Source organism: Taklimakanibacter albus, from assembly GCF_016595235.1.
Classification (GTDB): domain Bacteria; phylum Pseudomonadota; class Alphaproteobacteria; order Rhizobiales; family Aestuariivirgaceae; genus Taklimakanibacter; species Taklimakanibacter albus.
Genome location: NZ_JAENHL010000008.1, coordinates 2,018,914 through 2,039,685 on the forward strand (window position 1 = coordinate 2,018,914; position 20,772 = coordinate 2,039,685).

Sequence of the window (20,772 nt, forward strand, 5' to 3'; positions counted from 1 at the left end):
GGAGGGGGAGAGGGGATAAACTCCAGAGCTTGATGAGCATGACGCATAAACACAACCACACTATCCATCAGTGCCATTTCGGCTGGTCCAATGCCAACCAGCCGGTGGTCAAGATCGCGCCCGGGGAATCGATCGAATTCGATCCGCTCGACAGCTCCGGCGGCCAGATCACGCCGCAATCGACGCTGGCCAATCTGAGCCAGCTCGATTTCGGCAAGGTCAATCCGGTCGCGGGCCCCGTCTATATCGACGGGGCCGAGCCCGGCGATGCGATCAAGGTGACGCTGCTCTCCTTCACGCCTTCCGGCTGGGGGTGGACCGCGAATATTCCGGGCTTCGGGCTCCTCGCCGATCAGTTCAAGGACCCGGCGCTGCATATCTGGAAATATGATCCCTCGACCCTCGCCCCGGCGATGTATGGCCCGGGCGGGCGGGTGCCGCTGAAACCTTTCTGCGGCACGATCGGCCTGGCGCCGGCCGAGCCCGGCACACATTCGATCGTGCCGCCCCGGCGCATGGGCGGCAATATGGACATCCGCGACCTCTCGGCCGGCACCGAGCTGTATCTGCCGGTCGAGGTGAAAGGCGGATTGTTCAGCGTCGGCGACACCCATGCGACGCAAGGCGACGGTGAAGTCTGCGGCACGGCGATCGAAAGCCCGTGCAAGGTCGCCGCCAAGTTCGAGCTGATCAAAGGCGCCCATCTCGCCTTCCCGCGTTTCACGACGCCGGGCCCGGTATCGCGCCATCTCGATAGCAAAGGCTACGAGGTTACGACTGGTATCGGTCCCGATCTCTTCGAAGGTGCCAGGCAAGCGGTGATGGGCATGGTCGATCTCCTCACCAAACGCCACAAGATGAGCGCCGTCGAAGCCTATATGCTGTGCTCGGTCTGCGCCGATCTCCGGATCAGCGAAATCGTCGACATGCCGAACTGGGTCGTCTCGCTCTATTTCCCGCGCGTCGTGTTTGAATGACGGAGACGAAGCCGGCACTCCTCTCCGTCCGGGGCCTCTCGATCGGCTTCGCGACGGAAGAGGGGCCGATCCGGGTGGTCGAGGATGTCTCCTTCACGGTCGCCGCCGGCGAGACCATGGGCCTTGTCGGTGAATCGGGCTGCGGCAAAAGCGTCACGGCGCAGACCATCATGCGGTTGTTGCCCTCGCCGCCGTCGCGCATCGAAGCAGGCAGCATCGATTTCGACGGCCAGGACCTGGCGCAAGCCGACGAGGCGGCGATGCGCAGGATCCGCGGCGACAAGATCGCCATGATCTTCCAGGAGCCGATGACGAGCCTCAACCCGACCATGACGATCGGCGAGCAGATCGGCGAGGTGCTGCTGCTGCACCGTGGTCTCAGAGCCCGTGATGCCAGGCCCAAGGTGTTCGAGATGCTGACGCAAGTCGGCATCGGCCGGCCGGAGAAACGTTACGCCCAATATCCGCATGAATTGTCGGGCGGCTTGCGCCAGCGGGTGATGATCGCCATGGCGCTGATCTGCGGGCCGAAGCTCCTCATCGCCGATGAGCCGACCACGGCGCTCGACGTCACGATCCAGGCGCAGATCCTCGAATTGATGCAGGCGCTGCAGCGCGAGAGCCGGATCGCGACCCTGCTCATCACCCATGATCTCGGCGTGGTCGAGGAGATGTGCGACCATGTCGTCGTGATGTATGCCGGGCGTATCGCCGAAAAGGCGCCGGCGAAAGAGCTGTTCGCCAATCCGCGCCATCCTTACACCGCCGGCCTCCTCGCCGCGGCGCCGCGCAATGCCAAGCGTGGCCAGACGCTCATCACCATTCCGGGCACGGTGCCGCCGCCCGGCAAACGCGGCCAAGGCTGCAGCTTCGCCGAGCGCTGTGTCCGGGCCCTGCCGCGCTGCCGGCAGGATGTGCCGCCGCTCACCGGCGACGGTCATCTCGCCGCCTGCTGGAATCCGGTGCCATGACCGGCCGTCCGCTCCTCACAGCCGAGAACCTGGTCAAGCATTACAAGGCGCGCGATGGCGACGGGCTCGCGCGTGCCGTCGACGGCGTCAGCCTCATGCTCAGAAAAGGCGAGACTCTCGGCATTGTCGGGGAATCGGGTTGCGGCAAGTCGACCCTGGCGCGCCTCGTGCTGCGCCTGATCGAGCCAACCTCGGGACGGGTGCTGCTCGATGGCGAGGATATACTGGCGCTCAAGCCGGGCGCCTTGCGCAGAAGGCGGCGCGACATGCAGATCGTGTTCCAGGATCCCTTCGCCTCGCTCGATCCGCGCATGTCGGTGGGCCGGATCATCGCCGAGCCGCTCGATATTCATAACGTCGGCTCGCCGCAGGAGCGCCAGCGCAAGGTCGAGGATCTGCTCCTCATGGTCGGCCTCGACCGCTCGGCGCTCGACCGCTATCCGCATGAATTCTCCGGCGGCCAGCGCCAGCGCATCGGCATCGCCCGGGCCATCGCGCTCGAGCCCAAGCTCCTCGTTCTTGATGAGCCGGTCTCGGCGCTCGACGTGTCGATCCAGTCGCAGATCCTCAATCTGCTGATCGACCTCAAATCGCGCCTCGACCTTTCCTATATCTTCATCTCGCATGACCTCTCGGTCGTCGAGCATGTGAGCGACCGGGTGCTGGTCATGTATCTCGGCCGCATCGTCGAGGAAGGCACGGCGACGCAAGTGCTGCGCCAGCCCCGCCATCCCTATACCGAGGCGCTGGTTTCGGCGGTGCCCGGCGCCAAGAAAGGTCCGCGTATCGTGCTCAAGGGCGACCCGCCCTCACCCGAAGCGGTGCCGGCGGGCTGCCGCTTCCATCCGCGCTGCCCGAAGGTCATGGACATCTGCCGGCATACGCCGCCACCGTCCATCGCCCAAGGCGGCAGCGCCCGGGCGGAATGCCATCTCTATGGGCCTCGGCCGGGCTGAATGATTTTATTTACGCGTAAAATGCTTTAGGTAACTGTCATGATCTCACGCCAAGCCAAATATGCACTGCGCGCCCTCATCGCGCTGTCACGCATCACGCCAGGAAGTGCGGCCCAGACCTCCGATATCGCCACGACCGAGAAGATCCCGAAGAAGTTCCTTGAGCAGATCCTGCTGCGCCTGAAAAACCAGGGCATGGTGCAGAGCCGGCGCGGCAATCGCGGCGGCTATGCGCTGCTCAAGCCCGCTTCCGAGATCACCTTCGCGCAGGTGCTGCGCACCATCGACGGGCCGATCGCGCCGCTGCCTTGCCTCAGCATCATCGCCTATGCGCGCTGCGAGGACTGCAAGGACGAGTTTACCTGCGAGATCCGCAAGGTCTTCGCCCGAGTCATCGAGCCGACCCGCCAGGTGCTGGAGCGCACCACGATCGCCGATGCCGCCGCCGGACGCGCCATCGATCTGGAATCCCTGCCGCAAATGGCGTGATTTTTCAGACTCACGATCTTTTTAAAGAACGATCGTCCGGTTTTTAGGACGTAATATCCTGATTTCGTTGAGAAAAATTTGTTACTGATGTATTGCTTGACTAATTCTATAAAGCCAGTAGAGATTATCGTGTTCACCGCTGAGGAGAAATCCGATGGCCTCTATCAAATCTTTTCTGCCGTTCTGGCGGCATAAGGCCTCCGCTCCCGAAAGCGAGGCCATCATGGCCCCGCCCGACGACTTCGGCACGGCTTGCGGTTTCGAGCTCCAGTTCGACCGCTTGATGGACGACCCGACCGCGCCGCGCGACGCATTGTTCCCCATCCGCAGCTGTCGGGCCTGATTTCAGCCTGCCCCGGGGTTGCCCCGGAACCTCCAAATCCTCTGAACGTTGCCGCTTAAGGTGCAATTCCATGCGCCTTGAACCGGCGAAGCTTTGACTAACTCAAACAAGGAGTAAGCTCATGTTTCGACGTACATTCCTCGCCTTTGCCGCTGTGTCGGCACTGTTTTCGACCGCAGCGCTCGCCGACAGCGAGCTCCTCAATGTCTCCTATGATCCGACCCGCGAGCTCTATCAGGAGCTGAACACGGCCTTCGCCAAGGACTGGCAGGCCAAGACCGGCGAGGCGATCACCATCCAGCAGTCGCATGGCGGATCGGGCAAGCAGGCGCGCGCCGTCATCGACGGTCTCGAAGCCGATGTGGTGACGCTGGCGCTCGCCTATGACATCGACGCCATCGCCAAGAAGGGCCTGATCGCCGCCGACTGGCAGAAGCGGCTCGCCGACAACAGCTCGCCCTATACCTCGACCATCGTCTTCCTGGTGCGCAAGGGCAATCCCAAGGGCATCAAGGACTGGTCCGATCTGACCAAGCAAGGCGTGCAGGTGATCACGCCCAACCCGAAGACCTCCGGCGGCGCCCGCTGGAACTATCTGGCCGCCTGGGCCTATGCGCTGCACAAGAACAACAAGGATGAGGCTGCGGCGCGCACCTTCGTCGCCGATCTCTACCGCAACGTGCCGGTTCTCGACACGGGTGCCCGCGGCTCGACCGTCACGTTCGTCGAGCGCGGCATTGGCGACGTGCTGCTCGCCTGGGAGAATGAAGCCTTCCTGGCGCTGAAGGAATTCGGCAATGACAAGTTCGAGATCGTCGTGCCGAGCGAGAGCATCCTGGCCGAGCCGCCGGTGACCGTCGTCGACAAGGTCGTCGATGCGAAGGGCACCCGCAAGCAGGCCGAAGCCTATCTGAACTTCCTCTATACGCCGGAAGCCCAGGAGATCGTGGCCAAGAACTTCTACCGTCCGCGCGACGCCGCGGTCGCGGCGAAGTACAAGGACGCCTTCCCGAAGATCTCGCTCTTCACCATCGACGATGAATTCGGCGGCTGGAAGAAGGCGCAGGAAACCCACTTCGCCGATGGCGGCATCTTCGACCAGATCTACAAGCCGAGCAATTGAGGTGGCGCATCTCGATGATATCCCCTCTCCCCCCACGGGGGAGAGGGTTAGGGTGAGGGGGAACCGGTGGAACAGCTTCCGCCAGAAGCTGCAGAACCTTACCGCCCTGTCCCCCTCACCCTCCCAATGCTTCGCATTGGGCCCTTCCCTCTCCCCTGAAGGGGACGAGGGTAAAGGTGCGCCTCCCCTCTTCTCTTTGGGCCTGATCCCACAGTGACAACTCTCTCCAGCCGATGGCGCAAGCCGAGCGTGATCCCGGGCTTCGGACTCACGCTCGGTCTCACTTTGATGTGGCTCAGCCTGATCGTGCTGATCCCGCTGTCGGGCCTCGTGCTGAAAGCGGCGACGCTCGGCTTTTCGGGTTTCTTCGACACGATCTTCACCGCCCGCGTACTCGCCTCGCTCAAGCTCAGCTTCGGCCTGTCGCTCATCGCGGCGGCGATCAATCTGGTGCTCGGGCTTCTCATCGCCTGGGTGCTGGTGCGTTACGAATTTCCGCTGCGCCGCATCTTAAGCGCCATGGTCGACATTCCTTTCGCGCTGCCGACCGCCGTCGCCGGCATCGCGCTCACCAGCCTCTATGCGCCCAATGGGCCGCTGGGCTTCCTCTTCGGACTGATCGGCCTCAAGATCGCCTTTACACCGCTCGGCATTCTCGTCGCCCTCATCTTCATCGGTCTGCCCTTCGTGGTGCGCACCGTCGAGCCGGTGCTTGCCGATATCGACCAGGCGACCGAGGAAGCAGCCGCCTGCCTTGGCGCCACGCGTTTCGCCACGTTCCGGCGCATCATCCTGCCGGCGATCCTGCCTGCCCTCCTCACCGGCTTCGCGCTCGCTTTCGCCCGCGCGGTCGGCGAATATGGCTCGGTGATCTTCATCGCCGGCAATCTGCCGATGGTGTCGGAGATCGCGCCGCTGCTCATCGTCATCAAGCTCGAGGAATTCGAATATGAGCAGGCGACCGCCATCGCGGTGGCGATGCTCCTCGCCTCGCTCGCTCTGCTCTTCCTCATCAATGTGCTGCAGGCCTGGGGCCGCAAACGCCAGGGAACCGGCTGAGATCCATGAACCGCGACCCGCTGCCCATTCGCATCCTGCTCATCGCGCTCGCCTTCCTGGTGATGGCGCTCTTGATCGGGCTGCCGCTCATCACCGTCTTCGCGCAAGCCCTTTCGAAAGGCTGGGGCGAATATGTCCTGGCGCTGCTCGACAAGACGACGCTGTCGGCCATCCGCCTCACGCTGATTACGGCGCTCATCTCGGTCACGGTCAATCTCGTCTTCGGCGTGATGGCGGCCTGGGCGATCGCCAAATACGAATTCAGGGGCAAGAGCTTCCTGCTGACCTTGATCGACCTGCCTTTCTCGGTCTCCCCCGTCATCGCCGGCCTCGTCTTCGTCCTGATGTTCGGGCTGCAAGGCTGGTTCGGCCCGGCGCTGCAGGGCACCGGAATCAAGATCATCTTCGCGCTGCCGGGCATCGTGCTCGCCACCATGTTCGTGACCTTCCCGTTCGTCGCGCGTGAGCTCATCCCGCTCATGCAGGAGCAAGGCACCGAAGATGAAGAAGCCGCCGTGTCGCTCGGTGCCTCGGGCTTCCAGACCTTCTTCCTTGTGACCTTGCCCAATATCAAATGGGGCCTCGTTTATGGCGTGCTGCTCTGCAATGCGCGCGCCATGGGCGAGTTCGGCGCCGTGTCGGTCGTCTCCGGCCATATCCGCGGCAAGACCAACACCATGCCGCTGCATGTCGAGATCCTCTACAACGAATATAATTTCACTGCCGCCTTTGCCGTCGCCTCCCTCCTGGCGCTACTCGCCTTCGTGACGCTCGCCGCGCAGAGTCTGCTCGAATGGAAAAAGGGACACGCATGAGCATCGACGCCATCGACATCACCAAGGACTTCGACGGCTTCGTCGCCTTGAAGAGCGTGAGCCTGTCGGTCAATCGCGGCGAGCTGCTGGCGCTGCTCGGCCCCTCGGGCTCGGGCAAGACGACGCTCTTGCGCATCATCGCCGGGCTCGAATGGCCGGATGCCGGCGATGTCCGCATCGAAGGCAAGAGCGTGCTGCGCGTCAATGCGCGTGAGCGCGGCGTCGGCTTCGTCTTCCAGCATTATGCGCTGTTCCGCCATATGACGGTGTTCGACAATGTCGCCTTTGGGTTGACGGTGCGAACCCGGCATCTGCGCCCGTCCAAGGCCGATATCGCCAAACGCGTGCATGAATTGCTCGAACTCGTGCAGATCGAACGCCTGGTCAAACGGTACCCGTCCGAACTGTCAGGCGGCCAGCGGCAGCGGGTGGCGCTGGCGCGGGCGCTCGCCATCGAGCCGATCGTGCTCCTGCTCGACGAGCCTTTCGGCGCGCTCGACGCCAAGGTGCGCAAGGAATTGCGGCGCTGGCTCCGGCGTCTCAATGAAGAGACCGGCATGACGTCGATCTTCGTCACCCACGACCAGGAAGAGGCGATGGAGATCGCCGACCGGGTGGTGGTGATGAGCCAGGGCCGCATCGAGCAGATCGGCAAGCCGGCCGAGATCTACGAGAATCCGGCCAATCCCTTCGTCTGCGAATTCCTCGGCAGCGCCAACCGCATCCCGCTCACCTGGGCCGACGGCAAGATGGCGCATCCGGCCATCGATCTCGACGCGATCACGGTCAGGCCGGCGCTGGTCGGGGCCGAGAATATCTATGTGCGCCCGCATGACATCGACATGGTCAAGGACGCCGCGGGCGTCGGCACGGTGCGCTTCCTCTCGGTGGTGGGTCCGATCGCGCGCGTCGATGTGGAAGTCGCCGGACTCGAGAAGCCGGTGGAGGTCGATATGCCGGCGCATCGGCTGACCCGCGCCGGAATCGAAGTCGGCGCACCCGTGCGGCTGACGGCGGTGAAGGGGCATGTGTATTGAGGTGAGGCCGGGAAGGCTTCACACGTCGATCGGCAGCAGGTGATTGTCCCAGATCCACTTCTGCATCTTGTCGCCGGTCACGCGCGCCATAGTCTCCGCGCCTTCGACGTAAGAGCGCACGCCGTCATTGCCGGAGGTGAGCAGGAAATCGTGGGTTTCGGGAAGGGCGGCCACGCCGCAGACATCGCCCATGCGCTCGGTGGTGAGAAACTCACCCGTGCGCCGGTTCCATAAAGCGACACTGCCGCCTTGCGGGCTCGTCGCCGCGACGATGTCCTCTGATTTGTCGAGCGCGATCGAACCGACATAGTTCGACATGCCCATCAGCTCGACCTCCGGCATTTCGAAGAGGCCGATCTTGCCGTCGGCGCTCACCGTGCCGACGAGCGGCGGCAGATCATTGGGATCACCCTGATACTGGCAGCCGAACGCCACGGTTCGGTCCCGCGCCACCGCCATGTGGCGGATCGACAGAGCGCGATAGGGCTGGTGGAGCTGGAGCGCCGCCAGGGTTTGGTCATGCGCCGCCTCGATGAGCGCGATATTGGGCTGGATGTCGTCCGGGTTCAGCACTTCACGACCCGTTTCCAGCGCGGTGCGCAGGCCGCCATTGGCGACGACCAGCGTCTTGCCGTCGGGCAGGAAGGCCAGATCATGCGGGCCGATGCCACGCGACGAGATCTCGCCGATGCGGCGATAGGCGTCGCCCGCATCATAGATGCCGAGCAGGCCGGCGCCGCTCGTTATGTCGTTCTCCGTCGCGTAGAGGAGACGGCCGTCGGGCGTGAAGACGCCATGGCCGTAATAGTGCCGGTCCTTGGCGGCGAGGATCGTGCGCGCTTCGCCGCCCTTCGTGGCATCGATGACGGCGAACCAGTTGCCGGGCCGGCGGGCGAAAACGACGATCTCGGAGGAAGCGGGCCGCGCCGTCGCATCATGGCCGCGGGTGGGGAGAAGGGTGGAAAAGATCTCCTGGCCATCGAGCGAGAACATGGTGGCCGAGGCTTTGCCTTCGGCATCCATGCGGCAGGAGACATAAAGCGGCGGGCGCCGCGCGGCCGAAGCACGGCCGGGCGCCAGGCCCGCGGCAACAGCGGCCGCCAGGCCTTTCAGGATAGCGCGGCGATCAATCACCATCTTGGCTGTTGAACCCCACCGTGATGCCGAGCACGCCCGGAATCTCGTCATGCGCCTTGTCGCGCGCCGCCGCCACCGCGTCGAGCAGCAGGAAGAAAGGCGGCCGCTGCTTGGCCTCGACCACCGCCTTGCTGAAATCCTCAGGCAATTCGTCGGCGACACTTGCCGCCGTCGCGATGGCCTCGGGCGTGTAGCCGTCCTTGCCCTTCATGATGAGCTTGGCGACATCGAGAAGCGCTTCGAGATTGAGCACCAGCGCGCGTTTCGAGCGTCCGCTACGCCAGCTCTCGGCCAATTGCGGGCGCGCCGATCCGATCTCACGCCCGAGCACCGGGCGCAATTTCGAATCGCGGATATAGGCGAAAGACGCGAGGAAGTCGGTGGCGATGCGCGACGTCGCCTCCTTGGCGATGGCGGGATCGGCGAGCTGGCCCACCACTTCATTGATCCAGCCGAGGCGAACATCATGCGCAATGATCACGACGTTCCAGGCAATCGCCTGGCCCACCGCGCAGCGGCGCGCCCGGCGCTCGCCGCTCAGCATCTCGGTCTCGGCATTTGTATCGAACAGCAGACGCTCGAGCGCCGGCAGACCTTGCGCGGCGACACTGTTCTTGACGAAGAGTTCGGGCGTCAGATCGGCGACGCCATCCTTTTCGAGCAGCTGCGCCAGGCTCTTGGCGGTGGCGTTCTTTCGTTCCGGCCAATAGGACAGTCGCTCGGCACGGAACTCCTCACTGATCGGCCCGTACCGCAGGAACTCGATCCCGGACCATGTGTCGGCGGTGGCGAGATAGGCGCGTTTGAGGAGCTTGAACCCTTCCGGATCGGGCTTGGCGCAGAAATCCGCCCAGACTTTCTCCTGCGCATCGGCGGTCAGAGCGAGCGCCTGGTAATGCGGGATGATGAAACGCTCGACGAGCCGGCCCAGGACATCCTCGGCCGCATGCGCAGGCACTGCCCAGAAGAGCAGCGTAACGCACAGAAGCAGCCCCCGGACAAACCGCATTACAACGATCCCAGATAGTCGATCAGTTTGGTCCGGTCCGCGGCGGACAGATTCATATAAAGTTCCTTCGCCTTCTGGGCTTCGCCGCCATGCCAGCGTATGGCTTCATCCAATGTGGCGGCACGCCCGTCATGCAGATAGCGTCGCTTGCCGTTCTGCGACGCCAGATCGATCAAAGGGGCGGTGCGCCATTCCCGCGCGGTGGCATAACCATCGGGAAAGCCACCCGCCAAGCCATCGCCCATATCATGCAACAGGAGATCGGTGAAGACTGGCAAAGCGTCGCCGGCTTCGGACTTCAGCGTCTGGACATGGCAGGCGGCACAGCCCGTTGCGGCGAGGAGACGGGCACCGTCGGCATTGGCGGGAACCGGACGTGGCGTGAGAGTGGCGACATAGGCCGCGACCATCTCGATCATCGCCCGCGAAATTTCCTCTCCGTCAGAACTGGGGCTACGGCCATTGGCATTGGCGAGGCATTTGATCTGCGCCGCGGTGCAATCGCCATAGGGATCGGGCCTGAAAGGCGAGGACAGGCCCATATCCAGCATCATGGCGTCGGCGGTCTGGTCGGCGATGCTCACCCCGGTCGCCTTCAAGCCAAAACGTCCGATGCGCGAGCCTTCCGGCGTCGACACGATGCGTACGCGGCCCTTGATGCCGTCGCCATCACGGTCCTGGGGATCGGCATGGTTGAGAATTTCTTTTTCGGCAACCCGGGCGATCAGGCCGCGGCCGACCAGCGAGGGCGCGACGCGGAACTCCGTATGGGTTCCCGGCGCCGGTTGCGCGTCATTATAGGTGATCCTGGCGCGCATCAGCGGCAGGCCGTCGGTCCCCTTCTCAAGATAAGGCTCGATGCGAGCCTCGGGGAGGAGACCCGGAATGGCGTGCTCCTGGAGCTGGCGGCCAAGCAGCGGATCGGCATGACCCTGCGCATCGCCGAGGCGGACGACAAAACCGGCGCTGCCCAGGACACCGTCGACGCTCGAGAAGCGCGCGGCCTGGCCGTTCTTGTGGCAGGCGGCGCAGGAGCCGGCATTGAAAAGCGGGCCCAGGCCGTCAGCCGAATTGGTGGAGGCCGGCGCCTGCACCCATTTGCGATCGAACAAGGCTTTGCCCACCGCCGGATCGAGCTCATCGGCAGAAGCAAATGATGTTGCGGCCAATCCTAGGAGGCTAGCGAGAGCGAAACGGAGCGCCGTCATGTATTCGCGAAATAACCCATCATGCCGGTCTCCAGATGCTCCAATATGTGGCAGTGGAACATCCACCGACCGGGCGTTGCGACGAAGGCGATCTCGATACGTTCCTTAGGGAGAACCAGAACTGTGTCGGCATGATGGACGGGCAGGCTGCGCTTCGAGGACGAGAGCACCTTGAACGTATGCCCATGCAGATGGATCGGATGCGGATGTGGTGTCGCATTCTGCAGCATGAACCGGTAGCTCCTGCCTGCCTGGAGCCGCGCCAGCGGCGGCGGCAGGTTGCGATGCCCATCATTCGGCCAGGACCGTTTGTTGATCGCCCAGAATGTACGCTCGGCGGTGCACAGTTCATCCAATATGATTTTCGACAGCGGATCGTTGGGATCGAGCGTGTCGATGAAACTGGCGATCGAATCGGAAGCGGCGCCGAACACATAGGCCTGCGGTTCCGCCGCCCTGAGATCGGGCTCCGGTATGTCGGAGGCATAAAGCGGCGCCGGGTCGAAGGCACCTGATTGCCGGTCAGGCCCTTCCGCTTCGAGCTCGGCCAGATCGAAGATCTCGGCCGGGAAATAGTCCCGCAGCAGCACCTTGTTCCCCGCTTTGGGGGTACGCAGCACCAGATCGACGCGCGAGGCTGCGCCGACCCGCCAGGAATCGAGATGCAAAGCGGGAAGCGGGTTGCCGTCGACGGCGATGATGCGGGCATCCGCCCCTTCGACGCCCACATCCATCATCCGGGTCGCATCGAGATTGAGCAGGCGCAGGCGGATATCGGCCGAGGCCGGAACTTTGGCGGTGAACTTTCGCTGGCCATTGACGGTGCGCAGCGTCCCGAAGGTGCCGGCGCGGGCGGCGCCGCTGTCGGTCGAGAACGGCAGGAAGCCGCCAGCGGAATCGAGCCGCCAGTCCTTGGCGACGAGCACCAGCTCATGATCGAAAGGCCGGCTCTCGTCGCCCTCGACGATCAGCACGCCGACCAGCCCATGGCCGACCTGGCCGCTCTCGTTGCAATGGGGATGAAAGAAAAAGGTGCCCGTATCGGGAAGCGTGAAATCATAGAGGAAGCTCCGGCCGGGCTCGACCGGCGGCTGCGTCACATATTGGACGCCATCCATCGCGTTCGGGACCCGCACACCATGCCAGTGAATGGAGGTGTGCTCGGCGAGGCCGTTTTTCAGCGTGGCGCGCAGACGGTCGCCGCGCTTCAGGCGCAGGATCGGATAGAGCTCGTCATTGTACGTCCACAGCGTGCTCGCCGGCCCATCGTCGCCCAGGAGCTTCACAGCGCGCGGCTTCGCTTCGAGCGTCACCTCATGGGTTACCGGCGTGCCGGCGGAAGCAGGCGCCGGCAGCAAGGGCCTTCCCGTATCGGCGCGCGACAGCGACAGCAAAGCGGGGGCAGCGAGGCCCCCGGCAACTGCGGTGAGAACGGCCCTGCGCGTCAGCATGGCGAGCAACCTCCCTCCGCCACGCGAAGCGTGGGGAGGGTGGACGCCCGTAGGGCGGACGGGTGGGGTCTCTCCGCGAGAGAGCGCTCCGCAGTCAAGCTGATGAGCTCGCTCATTGCATGTTTGAAAAGATTGTCAGGCGGACAAACCCCACCCGTCGCGCGTTCCGCGCGCCACCCTCCCCGCCTTCGGCGGTGGAGGGAGAATTCGCGTTGCGTCTTACTCTTTCTTGTCGGTGGAATCAGCCTGCAGCTGGCCGTAATTCTCCAGCCCGATCTTCTCGAGCAGGCTGAGCTCGCTTTCGATGAAATCGATATGGCCTTCCTCATCGGCGAGAAGCTCCTTGAAGAGCTCCATGGAAACGTAATCCCCGACCTCGTTGCAGGCCTTGTAGGCCTCGCGATACAGATCACGGGCGCCGTATTCGGCCTTCAGGTCGCATTCCAGGACTTCCTTGATATTCTGCCCGATCATCAAGGGGTCGAGCGTCTGCAAATTCGGGTGCCCTTCGAGAAACACGATGCGGGCGATGAACTTGTCCGCGTGATGCATCTCCTCGATCGATTCCTCGCGCTCCTTCTTGGCGAGCTTCGTGAAGCCCCAATCCTCCAGGAGCCGGAAATGAACCCAGTACTGGCTCACCGCGGTCAGCTCGCTGCGCAAGCCCTTGTTCAGATATTCGATGACCTTCTTGTGACCCTTCATCCGCCTTCTCCACTTGTCCCGACTCTTCGGCGGAGAATGGTGCAGATTGGTGATCTTGGCAAGCCGAGGCCCGAATTTCGAGAACCGCCGCCTCCATATGCTTAACCAGGTGCGGCATGCAGCCGCCGCATTGCGGGCGCTGGCCACAACAGCGGAAAACCGCGCCCGGCGTCACCACCTCGAGCTCGTCCAGCTCCATCAGGCGGCCCACGGCCTCCTTGATGTTACGGGAGGTGATGACGTTGCACTGGCAGACGATCATGGCTTACCCTTGCGCGACCCCGGCAATGCCGGCCAGCGACTTGACCGCGCGCTTGAGCTGCGCATTTTCACGGCGCAGGCGGCGCAATTCCGCTTCACCGGAACGGGACGGCTTCTCGGCCCGCTTCAGCCAGTTGTAATAAGTGGTGTCTGTGACGCCCAGAACACGGGCGATCTCGTAGACCCGCTTGCCTTCGCCCCTGAGCGCCTCGGCGACTTTGAGCTTCTCGGCGATCTCGGCTTCGGTGAAGGACTGGACGTGGCGTCGGTATCTGAGCATGGCGCTGGCCTCACTGAACTTTGGACGGATCATCGAGGCTGTCGGAGCCTTCGACCGAGATCTTGAGATTGAGGGCGGCGACCACCGCCTCGATGCCGCGCGTCTGCGCGACAAGGGCGTCGATCGCCGCCTGCACCAGTGCATTGCCCTCTGGATTGTCCTGGCCGATCATCTGATCGTATGATTCCTTGCCGCTTTCCGCCCGGTCGCGGATCGCACCCAGTTTCTTTTCGGCATCGGCCATCAGCGCGTCGAGCTTCTTGGCTTCGGCGGGCGCCTTGGCAGTGGCAAGGGCGGCGAGGCCCGGGCCTTCCAGCGTCGAGCCGTCGCGGCGCTTGAGCGTGCCGCCATAGATCGAGATCATGCCGGCTTCGTCGAAATAATGCGAATTATGCGTGTTGTCGGAGAAGCAGTCATGCTCCTCTTCCGGATCATGCAGGATGAGGCCGAGCTTCATGCGTTCGCCGGCGAGCTCGCCATAAGAGAGGGAGCCCAGGCCGGTGAGGATGGTCGAGAGACCACCTTCGACGCCCTTGCCGCCGAGATCCTTGCGGGCGGCGCCATCGGCCTTCCAGTTGGCGACCATTTCGGCGAGGTCGGACTGCAGCAGATCGCTGGCGGCCTTGAGATAGGCGGCGCGGCGGTCGCAATTGCCATTGGTGCAGTTCTTGGTGTCGTAATCGGTGACGGGACGGTTGCCGGCGCCCGCTTTGGTGCCGTTCAGATCCTGGCCCCAGAGCAGGAATTCGATGGCGTGATAGCCGGTCGCGACATTGGCTTCATTGTCGCCGGCGCCCTGCAGCTTCTCCAGGAGAGCGGCGTCGATCGTCGTCGCATCGACCGTGTCATTGCCGATGCGGATCGACTTGTTGGCGATGACATTGGCGGTGTAGAGCGGATTCTCATCCGAGCTTTCGCCATAGGAGCCCTTGTCGGTGTAGTCGATGAGGCCCTCATCGAGCGGCCAAGAATTCACCTTGCCTTCCCAGTCATCGACGATGCTGTTGCCGAACCGATACCCTTCGGTCTGCTGATACCAGGGACGCGCTTCCTTCCAGGCGGCGCGCGCCGCCTTCAGCGTATCCTCGGTAGGATTGGCGATCAGCGCGTCGATGGCCTTGCCGAGATCGGCGGCCGCTGACTGGGCGTCGGTATACATCGCCTCGGCGACGTCACCATAGTGCTTGACGACGGCGTCGGGCGTCGCCTCGGCGCCCCGCGCAATCGAAATGACCGAGGCCAGTGTCAGGACTGTGCCGGCGGTGAACGCCAAAAGATGCCGCTTCATGATGGTAAGTCCCCTTCTGAGATCGCGCTGCATGGGTAGCTCAATGGAGTGTCTCCTGCGCCGCAGCGGGCCCGCTGCCAAAGGCGGCGATGGAGTGGATGACGGATGCGGGAACGCTCAACAGCTTCTGGCCGGCCGCGATCAACGCGTCGGCATAGCTCCGCCCGGCGGCCGCGAGCTCCAGCGGCGCATCGCCTTCATGGGCGCCCGAAAGATGGCGCGCCGCCAGCAACGCCGCCGGCTGATCATGATCCTGGAGCGCCGCGATCAGCGACAGCGCCATGCATTCGTCGCGGCAGACATGGCCGCAGCCATGCGGAAAGACGGAAAGCGGGCGAGTGCTGTGCGCCCGGAGCGTGCGCACCCAATATTGCAATTCGCCCATGAGCTTGCGGGCGTCGTCGGTGCCGAGCTCCATGGAATAGCTGCGCCAGGCGGTTTCCCAGCATTCGATGTCGCCATAGGCATAACCCGCCATGCAGCAGCGCAGGCCCGTCACCACCAGCCTTTCGGGCTTGCGGTCGAGGAGCTTCAAGGGGCAGCTCGCGGGGCAGAATTGGGCACTCATGACGAGACCATTGGGAACCAAATAATCCGACTGATTTAGTCAGTTATTCGATGGGAGCCGCTCCTGTCAATCGCGATTCCAGGGGCGCGGCAAAAAATCCAGCATGTTCAATAGATTAGAAGCGTTCTAGATCGGCGGCGCGGCGGATCTCAAACGCAAAATCCTGTTCGGAATCCTTGGTTTAGCGGTCGGTAGAACCGAAAACCGATACCCAATTCACCCGATCACAGGTTATGAACGCCACATGGCCAAGCCCCTGACCCTCGCCGCCATCGGCGAACCGATGATCGAGCTGGCCCGTTCATTGAGCGGGCCGCTCACCTATGACCGCCGTATCGGCGGGGACACGCTCAACACCTCCGTCTATCTGGCGCGGCTGCTCAATCCTCGGACGGCGCGCGTCCAGTATGTCACCCGGCTTGGCGATGACCCGCTGAGCGACTGGATGATCGAAAGCTTCGAGAATGAAGGCATCGATTGCCGCCATATCGCAAGGGTGCCCGGCCGCCGGCCCGGGCTCTACATCATCGACACCGACGACACGGGCGAACGCTCCTTCAGCTATTGGCGCGGCGAGGCGCCGGTCCGGCAGATGTTCGAGGCGCCTGAGCTTGCCGAAACCCTGGCAAGCTCGGATGCGATCTTCACCAGCGGCATCACGCTCGCCGTTCTCGGAGAAACCGGGCGCAAGCGCCTCATCGAGCTGATGCGGCGGCTCAAGTCGAGTGGACGCCTCGCCGCCTTCGACACCAATTACCGCCCGCGTTTGTGGGCCGACCGTTCGGAAGCGGCGCAGTGGATGCAGCAGGCGATCGCGGCCGCATCTCATGTTCTGCCCTCCTCCGACGATCTCGATGCGATCTTCGCCAGGACGCAGAGTGCGGAAGAGTGGATCGGCGAGCTCTCCGCCCTGGGGCCTGAGGAAATCGTGGTCAAGACCGGCGGCGGCCCGGTATTCACCAAGCAGGGCAGCGTGATGCTCGACCGCGTCGCCCAGCCGCGTGACACGACCGGCGCCGGCGACAGCTTCAATGCCGGCTATCTGGCGGCCAGGCTGAACGGCGCTTCGGTTCTCGACAGCGTGCGCAAGGCGCATGCCTTGGCAAGCCGCGTCATCCAATATCCAGGCGCCGTCATCGCGCGGGACGCGATGGCGGATCTCCTGCAAAACTAGATCGCTGTCGAGCGCCGCGGCTCAAAAGAAGTGATAGTTCAGCCCGAACCGCGCGATATGCTCGTGAAAATCGGCAGAGACGTCGAAATCGACAGGAACCTCGGGAACGGTCGTTTCCGCGTTGAAGGACCGCTCGCCCAGATCGATGTAAAGATATTCGGCCTTGAGGCTCCAGTCCTGCGCCAGCATCAGCTCTGCGCCGGCCCCGACCGTCCACCCCACTTTGACGCCGGATGAGTCATCGTCCGCGCATATGTTGAAGGCCGTGCAGCCCTGGCTGATGTCGGTTTCCTTAAAGCTCAGGCTGGTCTTGCCATAGGCCAGGCCGCCGGTCACGAAGAGAAGCCACTGCGGATTGACCAGATAACCGGCGCGGGCCCGAAGCGTGCCGAACCAGTCGACCTGCTTGCCAGCACTTGTTTCCGTCTCGTCGAAAAACATCGGTGATCTGCGCTCGGACTTGGAGCCGTCAATGTCGGACGCCTGCAGGTCCGCCTCGATGCCCACGACCCAGTCGGACGACAGCTGCCAATTGTAGCCGACCTGGCCACCGCCCAGGATTCCATCGGCGCCGGGCGACAGATCCTTGGGAAAGGAGCCAGCATCGACCACGGCCTGCAAAGCCTCAGGAAGACCTTCGATTGTAGGGTCGGTAAGGTATGGTGAGAAGTCGGCCTCACCTTCATCCCAGCCATAGCCGATATTCACGCCGATATAGGGACCGGTCCAGGACGGCTCCGTCTCGGTAAGGTCGGCTGCCTTTACGGAAGGCGCAACCAAAGTCGTGCAAATAAGAAGGCCCGCGCAACCCAGAGCTTTTATGGTTTTCATGGTCCCCTCGCCGTCGTTGCGTAAATTCTGGCAGAGACGGGCTTCACACACAACACGCGCCCGACGCATGAGGGCATTACAAATACTCAATATCGCCGTATGTGGCATAAATACCACTCATCAGGTCACGAGGCCCGCATCGCGGGCGATCATGAACAGTGCCGGCGGCAGCAGCGCTGCGTTGTCATGTGCCTCAAAAGCGAGGCCGAAGACCTCGGCGGCGATCCGGTAATTGTCGAGAAGCTTCGGCGAGCCGACGGCGATCACCGCATCCGCACCGGACCAGGCAGTTGCATCCTGCATTTCCGTGCCGATCAGCAGCCCCGACAGATAGGAGCTCAAGCCACTGCGCGGCAGGCTGCCGAAGAGGCCCAGCGTGCGCACGCCGAAGAGGGCGTGGGTAAGAGCGCCGGCATCCGCCTGTCGCGCCCGGGCGAGACCGCTCAGGAAGGCGTCGCGATCCGGCGCGCTCTTCTCCATGAGCTGCGCCAGCGTGCCCGAGGAGGTGAGCGCGTTATAGAGCTCGCCCGTCATGTAGGTGCGGAAGGAAGCGAGCTTGCCGTCCTTCACCTGGACCCATTTGGAATGGGTGCCGGGAAGCAGCAGGCAGGCATCACGCAATTTGCGCTCGGCCAGCACGGCCAGGACCTGGCACTCTTCACCCCGCATCACATCCGGCACGCCGTCATGAATACAGGAGACGCCCGGCACGATGGCGATGCGCGCGCCGCCGTCGAAGGCGACGTGCTGGAGATTGCGTGAAAGACTTGCCAGATCGGCGGGGGCGGCGATATAGGGCACCTCGGCCCAGCCCATCTTGCTGCCGACCATGCCGCACATCAGAACCGGCACGGACCGGCCGGCGGCAAGCCAGGGTGCGGCGAAATCGGCGAAGGAGCGGGCGAAGCCGCCTTGCTTGACAGCGAGCAGGCCTTCGCCGTCGCCGATCTCGGCCAGCACATGGCCGGCCCCATCGAGCGCCCAGGCGCGCCGGTTGCTGGTGCCCCAGTCGACGGCGATCATGCTCAACTCTGCAGTCATCGCGAAACCTTGAGAAAACTCATTTGTCTGATGATTGAACTGCTTTATGCTGGAGCGGGGTTTTAGACAAGTCGAGGATGTTGATCATGGCGGGGACGAAACGCAAGCCGGCGGATAAAGGTGCGGCGCGCAAAAGTCTCTATAACAAAGTGGCGCATGATCTGGGCCAGCGCATCGTGCGCGGCGATTACAAGCCGGGCGCGCTTTTGCCCAATGAGGCGGAATGCGGCCAGTTCTACAAGGTGAGCCGCACCGCGGTCCGCGAGGCGGTGAAGATGCTCTCCGCCAAAGGGCTCATCCAGTCGCGTCCCAAGATCGGCTCGCGCGTCGAGCCGCGCAACGCCTGGAATCTGCTCGATCGGGATGTGCTGAGCTGGTACTGCACCACCGTCGATTTCCAGCGTTTCGCCAATGACGTGCAGCAGATCCGCATGATGATCGAGCCGGAAGCGGCCGCCCTCGCCGCCCTGCATCGCACCGCCGGGCAGTTCGTCGAGATCGAGGCCGCCTATCAGGCGATGGCGGAAGCGGTCGGCGATGAAGCGGCGTGGAACGCGGCGGATGTCAGATTCCATCTCGCGGTCCTCAACGCGTCCGGCAATGAGTTCATCCCACCTTTCGGCCGCGTCATCGAATCGCTGCTCGCCAATCTCTTCTCGGTGACCGTCGCCCACTTACGCAACCGGATGAAAGTGCTGCCGCTGCATCTGGCCATTCTCGAGGCGATCCGGACGAAGAAGCCCGACCGCGCCCGGGATGCGGTGCGCAAGCTCCTGCAGACCACGCAAAAAACCATCGACGAGGGTGGTAAGCTCAACTCCGCCGGCAAGCCACGGGCGCGCAAAGCCGGTGCGAAAACAAAAAGATAAGGTTCGCGCATAAGTATGACAAATGGGCGTTGCGCGGATGCGCGGCTCTGCTAACATGTTAGCGGGCAAGCTTTAAGAAAAACGCCTTCAGTCAACAAATACCCTTGGGAGGAGTCCATCATCATGAAGAAGACTTCGCTTTTAGTTGCCGGAGCACTCGCCGCGATCACGTTCGCCATGCCTGCCTCGGCCGACACCAAAGACAAGAAGATCGCGCTTTCCAATAACTATGCCGGCAATTCCTGGCGGCAATCGATGCTGAAGAGCTGGGACAAGGTGACCAAGCAAGCGGTGGCCGACGGCATCGTCGCGGCGGCCGACCCCTTCACCACCTCGGAAAACCAGGTGACCGAGCAGGCGGCGCAGATCCAGAATCTGATCCTGCAAGGTTACAATGCCATCGTCCTCAATGCCGCCTCGCCCGACGCGCTCAATGGCGTGGTCAAGCAAGCCTGCGACGCCGGCATCATCGTCGTTTCCTTCGACGGCATCGTGACCGAGCCCTGCGCCTGGCGCATCGCCGTCGATTTCAAGAAAATGGGCGCTGTCCAACTCGATTATCTCTCTGAAAAGATGAAAGACGGCGGCAATCTGCTCGAGATCCGCGGCCTCGCCGGTGTGTTCGTCGACGACGAAATCCACAAGGGCATCGAGGAAGGTGTGGGCAAACACACGCAGTTCAAGATCGTCGGTTCGGTGCATGGCGACTGGGCCCAGGAAGTGGCACAGAAGGCGGTGGCCGGCATCCTGCCCTCGCTGCCGGAAGTGAAGGGCGTTGTGACGCAAGGTGGCGACGGCTATGGCGCGGCGCAGGCCTTCAAGGCGGCCGGCCGTCCGACGCCGCTCATCATCATGGGCAACCGCCAGGACGAGCTCGCCTGGTGGAAGGAGCAGAAGGACGCCAATGGCTATGAGACCATGTCGGTCTCGATCGCGCCCGGCGTCTCGACGCTCGCCTTCTGGGTGGCGCAGATGATCCTCGACGGCAAGGAAGTGCCGAAGGACCTGGTGGTGCCGTTCCTGCAGATCAACCAGGCCGACCTCGAAAAGAGCCTCGAGACGACGGAAAAGGGCGGCGTCGCCAATGTCGAATATTCGAAGGCGGACGCCGAGAAGGTCGTCGCCGGAAAGTAACCGACAAGGCTTCTCTCTTTCCCGAATTCGCAGAGAATCCCCTCTC

General features: G+C 63.2%; 22 protein-coding genes. 12 read left to right on the top strand and 10 right to left on the bottom strand.

Going from position 1 to position 20,772, the window contains the following annotated elements; genetic code table 11:
• Window positions 1-38: 38 nt before the first annotated feature.
• The 9 genes from JHL16_RS32590 to JHL16_RS32630 all read left to right on the top strand — a co-directional run bounded on the left by JHL16_RS32590 (window position 39) and on the right by JHL16_RS32630 (window position 7,770).
• A complete protein-coding gene (locus JHL16_RS32590) occupies window positions 39-977 on the top strand; it encodes an acetamidase/formamidase family protein (RefSeq protein WP_200189005.1) in 939 nt (312 codons plus the stop codon).
• A complete protein-coding gene (locus JHL16_RS32595) occupies window positions 974-1,948 on the top strand; it encodes an ABC transporter ATP-binding protein (protein ID WP_200189006.1) in 975 nt (324 codons plus the stop codon). Before JHL16_RS32590 ends, JHL16_RS32595 begins: the two co-directional genes overlap by 4 nt.
• A complete protein-coding gene (locus JHL16_RS32600; protein ID WP_200189007.1) occupies window positions 1,945-2,904 on the top strand; it encodes an ABC transporter ATP-binding protein in 960 nt (319 codons plus the stop codon). Before JHL16_RS32595 ends, JHL16_RS32600 begins: the two co-directional genes overlap by 4 nt.
• 39 nt (window positions 2,905-2,943) lie before the next feature.
• The gene (locus tag JHL16_RS32605) at window positions 2,944-3,393 is read left to right on the top strand and encodes an RrF2 family transcriptional regulator (RefSeq protein WP_200189008.1); all 450 of its coding nucleotides are present in this window, start codon (window positions 2,944-2,946) and stop codon (window positions 3,391-3,393) included.
• A gap of 154 nt (window positions 3,394-3,547) precedes the next feature.
• Complete coding sequence (locus JHL16_RS32610; RefSeq protein ID WP_200189009.1) at window positions 3,548-3,736, top strand: hypothetical protein; 189 nt, start codon at window positions 3,548-3,550, stop codon at window positions 3,734-3,736.
• Between the two features lie 121 nt (window positions 3,737-3,857).
• Window positions 3,858-4,859 (top strand): sulfate ABC transporter substrate-binding protein, encoded by a 1,002-nt coding sequence (locus tag JHL16_RS32615; RefSeq protein WP_200189010.1) that lies wholly within the window; start codon window positions 3,858-3,860, stop codon window positions 4,857-4,859.
• Between the two features lie 213 nt (window positions 4,860-5,072).
• Window positions 5,073-5,918 (top strand): sulfate ABC transporter permease subunit CysT, encoded by an 846-nt coding sequence (gene cysT, locus JHL16_RS32620; protein ID WP_200189011.1) that lies wholly within the window; start codon window positions 5,073-5,075, stop codon window positions 5,916-5,918.
• A 5-nt stretch (window positions 5,919-5,923) separates the two neighbouring features.
• Window positions 5,924-6,733 (top strand): sulfate ABC transporter permease subunit CysW, encoded by an 810-nt coding sequence (gene cysW, locus JHL16_RS32625; protein WP_200189012.1) that lies wholly within the window; start codon window positions 5,924-5,926, stop codon window positions 6,731-6,733.
• Complete coding sequence (locus JHL16_RS32630; RefSeq protein ID WP_200189013.1) at window positions 6,730-7,770, top strand: sulfate/molybdate ABC transporter ATP-binding protein; 1,041 nt, start codon at window positions 6,730-6,732, stop codon at window positions 7,768-7,770. Before cysW ends, JHL16_RS32630 begins: the two co-directional genes overlap by 4 nt.
• 18 nt (window positions 7,771-7,788) lie before the next feature.
• On the opposite strand, the gene JHL16_RS32635 is transcribed toward JHL16_RS32630, so the two are convergent.
• The 8 genes from JHL16_RS32635 to JHL16_RS32670 form a co-directional block, all read right to left on the bottom strand.
• Window positions 7,789-8,907, bottom strand: coding sequence for a DUF1513 domain-containing protein (locus JHL16_RS32635; protein WP_200189014.1), 1,119 nt, complete (start codon window positions 8,905-8,907; stop codon window positions 7,789-7,791).
• Window positions 8,897-9,916, bottom strand: coding sequence for an imelysin family protein (locus JHL16_RS32640; protein WP_200189015.1), 1,020 nt, complete (start codon window positions 9,914-9,916; stop codon window positions 8,897-8,899). Before JHL16_RS32640 ends, JHL16_RS32635 begins: the two co-directional genes overlap by 11 nt.
• Window positions 9,916-11,085 (bottom strand): di-heme oxidoredictase family protein, encoded by a 1,170-nt coding sequence (locus tag JHL16_RS32645; protein ID WP_200189016.1) that lies wholly within the window; start codon window positions 11,083-11,085, stop codon window positions 9,916-9,918. Before JHL16_RS32645 ends, JHL16_RS32640 begins: the two co-directional genes overlap by 1 nt.
• Window positions 11,086-11,120: 35 nt before the next feature.
• Window positions 11,121-12,575 carry a multicopper oxidase family protein gene (locus JHL16_RS32650; protein WP_200189017.1) on the bottom strand — a complete coding sequence of 485 codons (1,455 nt, stop codon included), beginning with the start codon at window positions 12,573-12,575 and terminating at the stop codon, window positions 11,121-11,123.
• A gap of 219 nt (window positions 12,576-12,794) precedes the next feature.
• Window positions 12,795-13,280 (bottom strand): bacterioferritin, encoded by a 486-nt coding sequence (bfr, locus tag JHL16_RS32655; RefSeq protein ID WP_200189018.1) that lies wholly within the window; start codon window positions 13,278-13,280, stop codon window positions 12,795-12,797.
• A gap of 265 nt (window positions 13,281-13,545) precedes the next feature.
• Window positions 13,546-13,821 carry a transposase gene (locus JHL16_RS32660; protein ID WP_171028714.1) on the bottom strand — a complete coding sequence of 92 codons (276 nt, stop codon included), beginning with the start codon at window positions 13,819-13,821 and terminating at the stop codon, window positions 13,546-13,548.
• Between the two features lie 10 nt (window positions 13,822-13,831).
• Window positions 13,832-15,109, bottom strand: coding sequence for an imelysin family protein (locus JHL16_RS32665; protein ID WP_200189019.1), 1,278 nt, complete (start codon window positions 15,107-15,109; stop codon window positions 13,832-13,834).
• Window positions 15,110-15,149: 40 nt separating this feature from the next.
• Entirely contained in the window at window positions 15,150-15,677 is a 528-nt protein-coding gene (locus JHL16_RS32670; protein WP_200189020.1) for a hypothetical protein, read from the bottom strand.
• A gap of 244 nt (window positions 15,678-15,921) precedes the next feature.
• Between JHL16_RS32670 and JHL16_RS32675 the strand changes: the two genes are divergently transcribed.
• On the top strand, window positions 15,922-16,851 hold the full coding sequence (locus JHL16_RS32675; protein WP_246771232.1) for a sugar kinase: 930 nt from the start codon (window positions 15,922-15,924) through the stop codon (window positions 16,849-16,851).
• 21 nt (window positions 16,852-16,872) lie between these two features.
• On the opposite strand, the gene JHL16_RS32680 is transcribed toward JHL16_RS32675, so the two are convergent.
• Both JHL16_RS32680 and JHL16_RS32685 read right to left on the bottom strand, forming a co-directional pair.
• Window positions 16,873-17,682, bottom strand: coding sequence for an outer membrane protein (locus tag JHL16_RS32680; protein ID WP_200189021.1), 810 nt, complete (start codon window positions 17,680-17,682; stop codon window positions 16,873-16,875).
• A gap of 120 nt (window positions 17,683-17,802) precedes the next feature.
• Entirely contained in the window at window positions 17,803-18,705 is a 903-nt protein-coding gene (locus JHL16_RS32685; RefSeq protein WP_200189022.1) for a 2-dehydro-3-deoxygalactonokinase, read from the bottom strand.
• 104 nt (window positions 18,706-18,809) lie between these two features.
• On the opposite strand from JHL16_RS32685, the gene JHL16_RS32690 reads away from it, so the two are divergent.
• Entirely contained in the window at window positions 18,810-19,592 is a 783-nt protein-coding gene (locus tag JHL16_RS32690) for a FadR/GntR family transcriptional regulator (RefSeq protein ID WP_200189023.1), read from the top strand.
• Window positions 19,593-19,715: 123 nt separating this feature from the next.
• Window positions 19,716-20,726 carry an ABC transporter substrate-binding protein gene (locus tag JHL16_RS32695; RefSeq protein WP_200189024.1) on the top strand — a complete coding sequence of 337 codons (1,011 nt, stop codon included), beginning with the start codon at window positions 19,716-19,718 and terminating at the stop codon, window positions 20,724-20,726.
• Window positions 20,727-20,772 lie beyond the last annotated feature (46 nt).

Excerpts from the sequence above, each read along its gene's own strand:
- JHL16_RS32665 (WP_200189019.1), bottom strand. The coding sequence starts at position 15,109 with ATGAAGCGGCATCTTTTGGCGTTCACCGCCGGCACAGTCCTGACACTG.
- JHL16_RS32640 (WP_200189015.1), bottom strand. The coding sequence starts at position 9,916 with ATGCGGTTTGTCCGGGGGCTGCTTCTGTGCGTTACGCTGCTCTTCTGG.
- bfr (WP_200189018.1), bottom strand. The coding sequence starts at position 13,280 with ATGAAGGGTCACAAGAAGGTCATCGAATATCTGAACAAGGGCTTGCGC.
- JHL16_RS32670 (WP_200189020.1), bottom strand. The coding sequence starts at position 15,677 with ATGAGTGCCCAATTCTGCCCCGCGAGCTGCCCCTTGAAGCTCCTCGAC.
- JHL16_RS32630 (WP_200189013.1), top strand. The coding sequence starts at position 6,730 with ATGAGCATCGACGCCATCGACATCACCAAGGACTTCGACGGCTTCGTC.
- JHL16_RS32660 (WP_171028714.1), bottom strand. The coding sequence starts at position 13,821 with ATGCTCAGATACCGACGCCACGTCCAGTCCTTCACCGAAGCCGAGATC.
- JHL16_RS32610 (WP_200189009.1), top strand. The coding sequence starts at position 3,548 with ATGGCCTCTATCAAATCTTTTCTGCCGTTCTGGCGGCATAAGGCCTCC.
- JHL16_RS32605 (WP_200189008.1), top strand. The coding sequence starts at position 2,944 with ATGATCTCACGCCAAGCCAAATATGCACTGCGCGCCCTCATCGCGCTG.
- JHL16_RS32690 (WP_200189023.1), top strand. The coding sequence starts at position 18,810 with ATGGCGGGGACGAAACGCAAGCCGGCGGATAAAGGTGCGGCGCGCAAA.
- JHL16_RS32595 (WP_200189006.1), top strand. The coding sequence starts at position 974 with ATGACGGAGACGAAGCCGGCACTCCTCTCCGTCCGGGGCCTCTCGATC.
- JHL16_RS32680 (WP_200189021.1), bottom strand. The coding sequence starts at position 17,682 with ATGAAAACCATAAAAGCTCTGGGTTGCGCGGGCCTTCTTATTTGCACG.
- JHL16_RS32590 (WP_200189005.1), top strand. The coding sequence starts at position 39 with ATGACGCATAAACACAACCACACTATCCATCAGTGCCATTTCGGCTGG.
- JHL16_RS32600 (WP_200189007.1), top strand. The coding sequence starts at position 1,945 with ATGACCGGCCGTCCGCTCCTCACAGCCGAGAACCTGGTCAAGCATTAC.
- JHL16_RS32675 (WP_246771232.1), top strand. The coding sequence starts at position 15,922 with ATGGCCAAGCCCCTGACCCTCGCCGCCATCGGCGAACCGATGATCGAG.
- JHL16_RS32685 (WP_200189022.1), bottom strand. The coding sequence starts at position 18,705 with ATGATCGCCGTCGACTGGGGCACCAGCAACCGGCGCGCCTGGGCGCTC.
- JHL16_RS32635 (WP_200189014.1), bottom strand. The coding sequence starts at position 8,907 with ATGGTGATTGATCGCCGCGCTATCCTGAAAGGCCTGGCGGCCGCTGTT.
- cysW (WP_200189012.1), top strand. The coding sequence starts at position 5,924 with ATGAACCGCGACCCGCTGCCCATTCGCATCCTGCTCATCGCGCTCGCC.
- JHL16_RS32695 (WP_200189024.1), top strand. The coding sequence starts at position 19,716 with ATGAAGAAGACTTCGCTTTTAGTTGCCGGAGCACTCGCCGCGATCACG.
- JHL16_RS32615 (WP_200189010.1), top strand. The coding sequence starts at position 3,858 with ATGTTTCGACGTACATTCCTCGCCTTTGCCGCTGTGTCGGCACTGTTT.
- JHL16_RS32650 (WP_200189017.1), bottom strand. The coding sequence starts at position 12,575 with ATGCTGACGCGCAGGGCCGTTCTCACCGCAGTTGCCGGGGGCCTCGCT.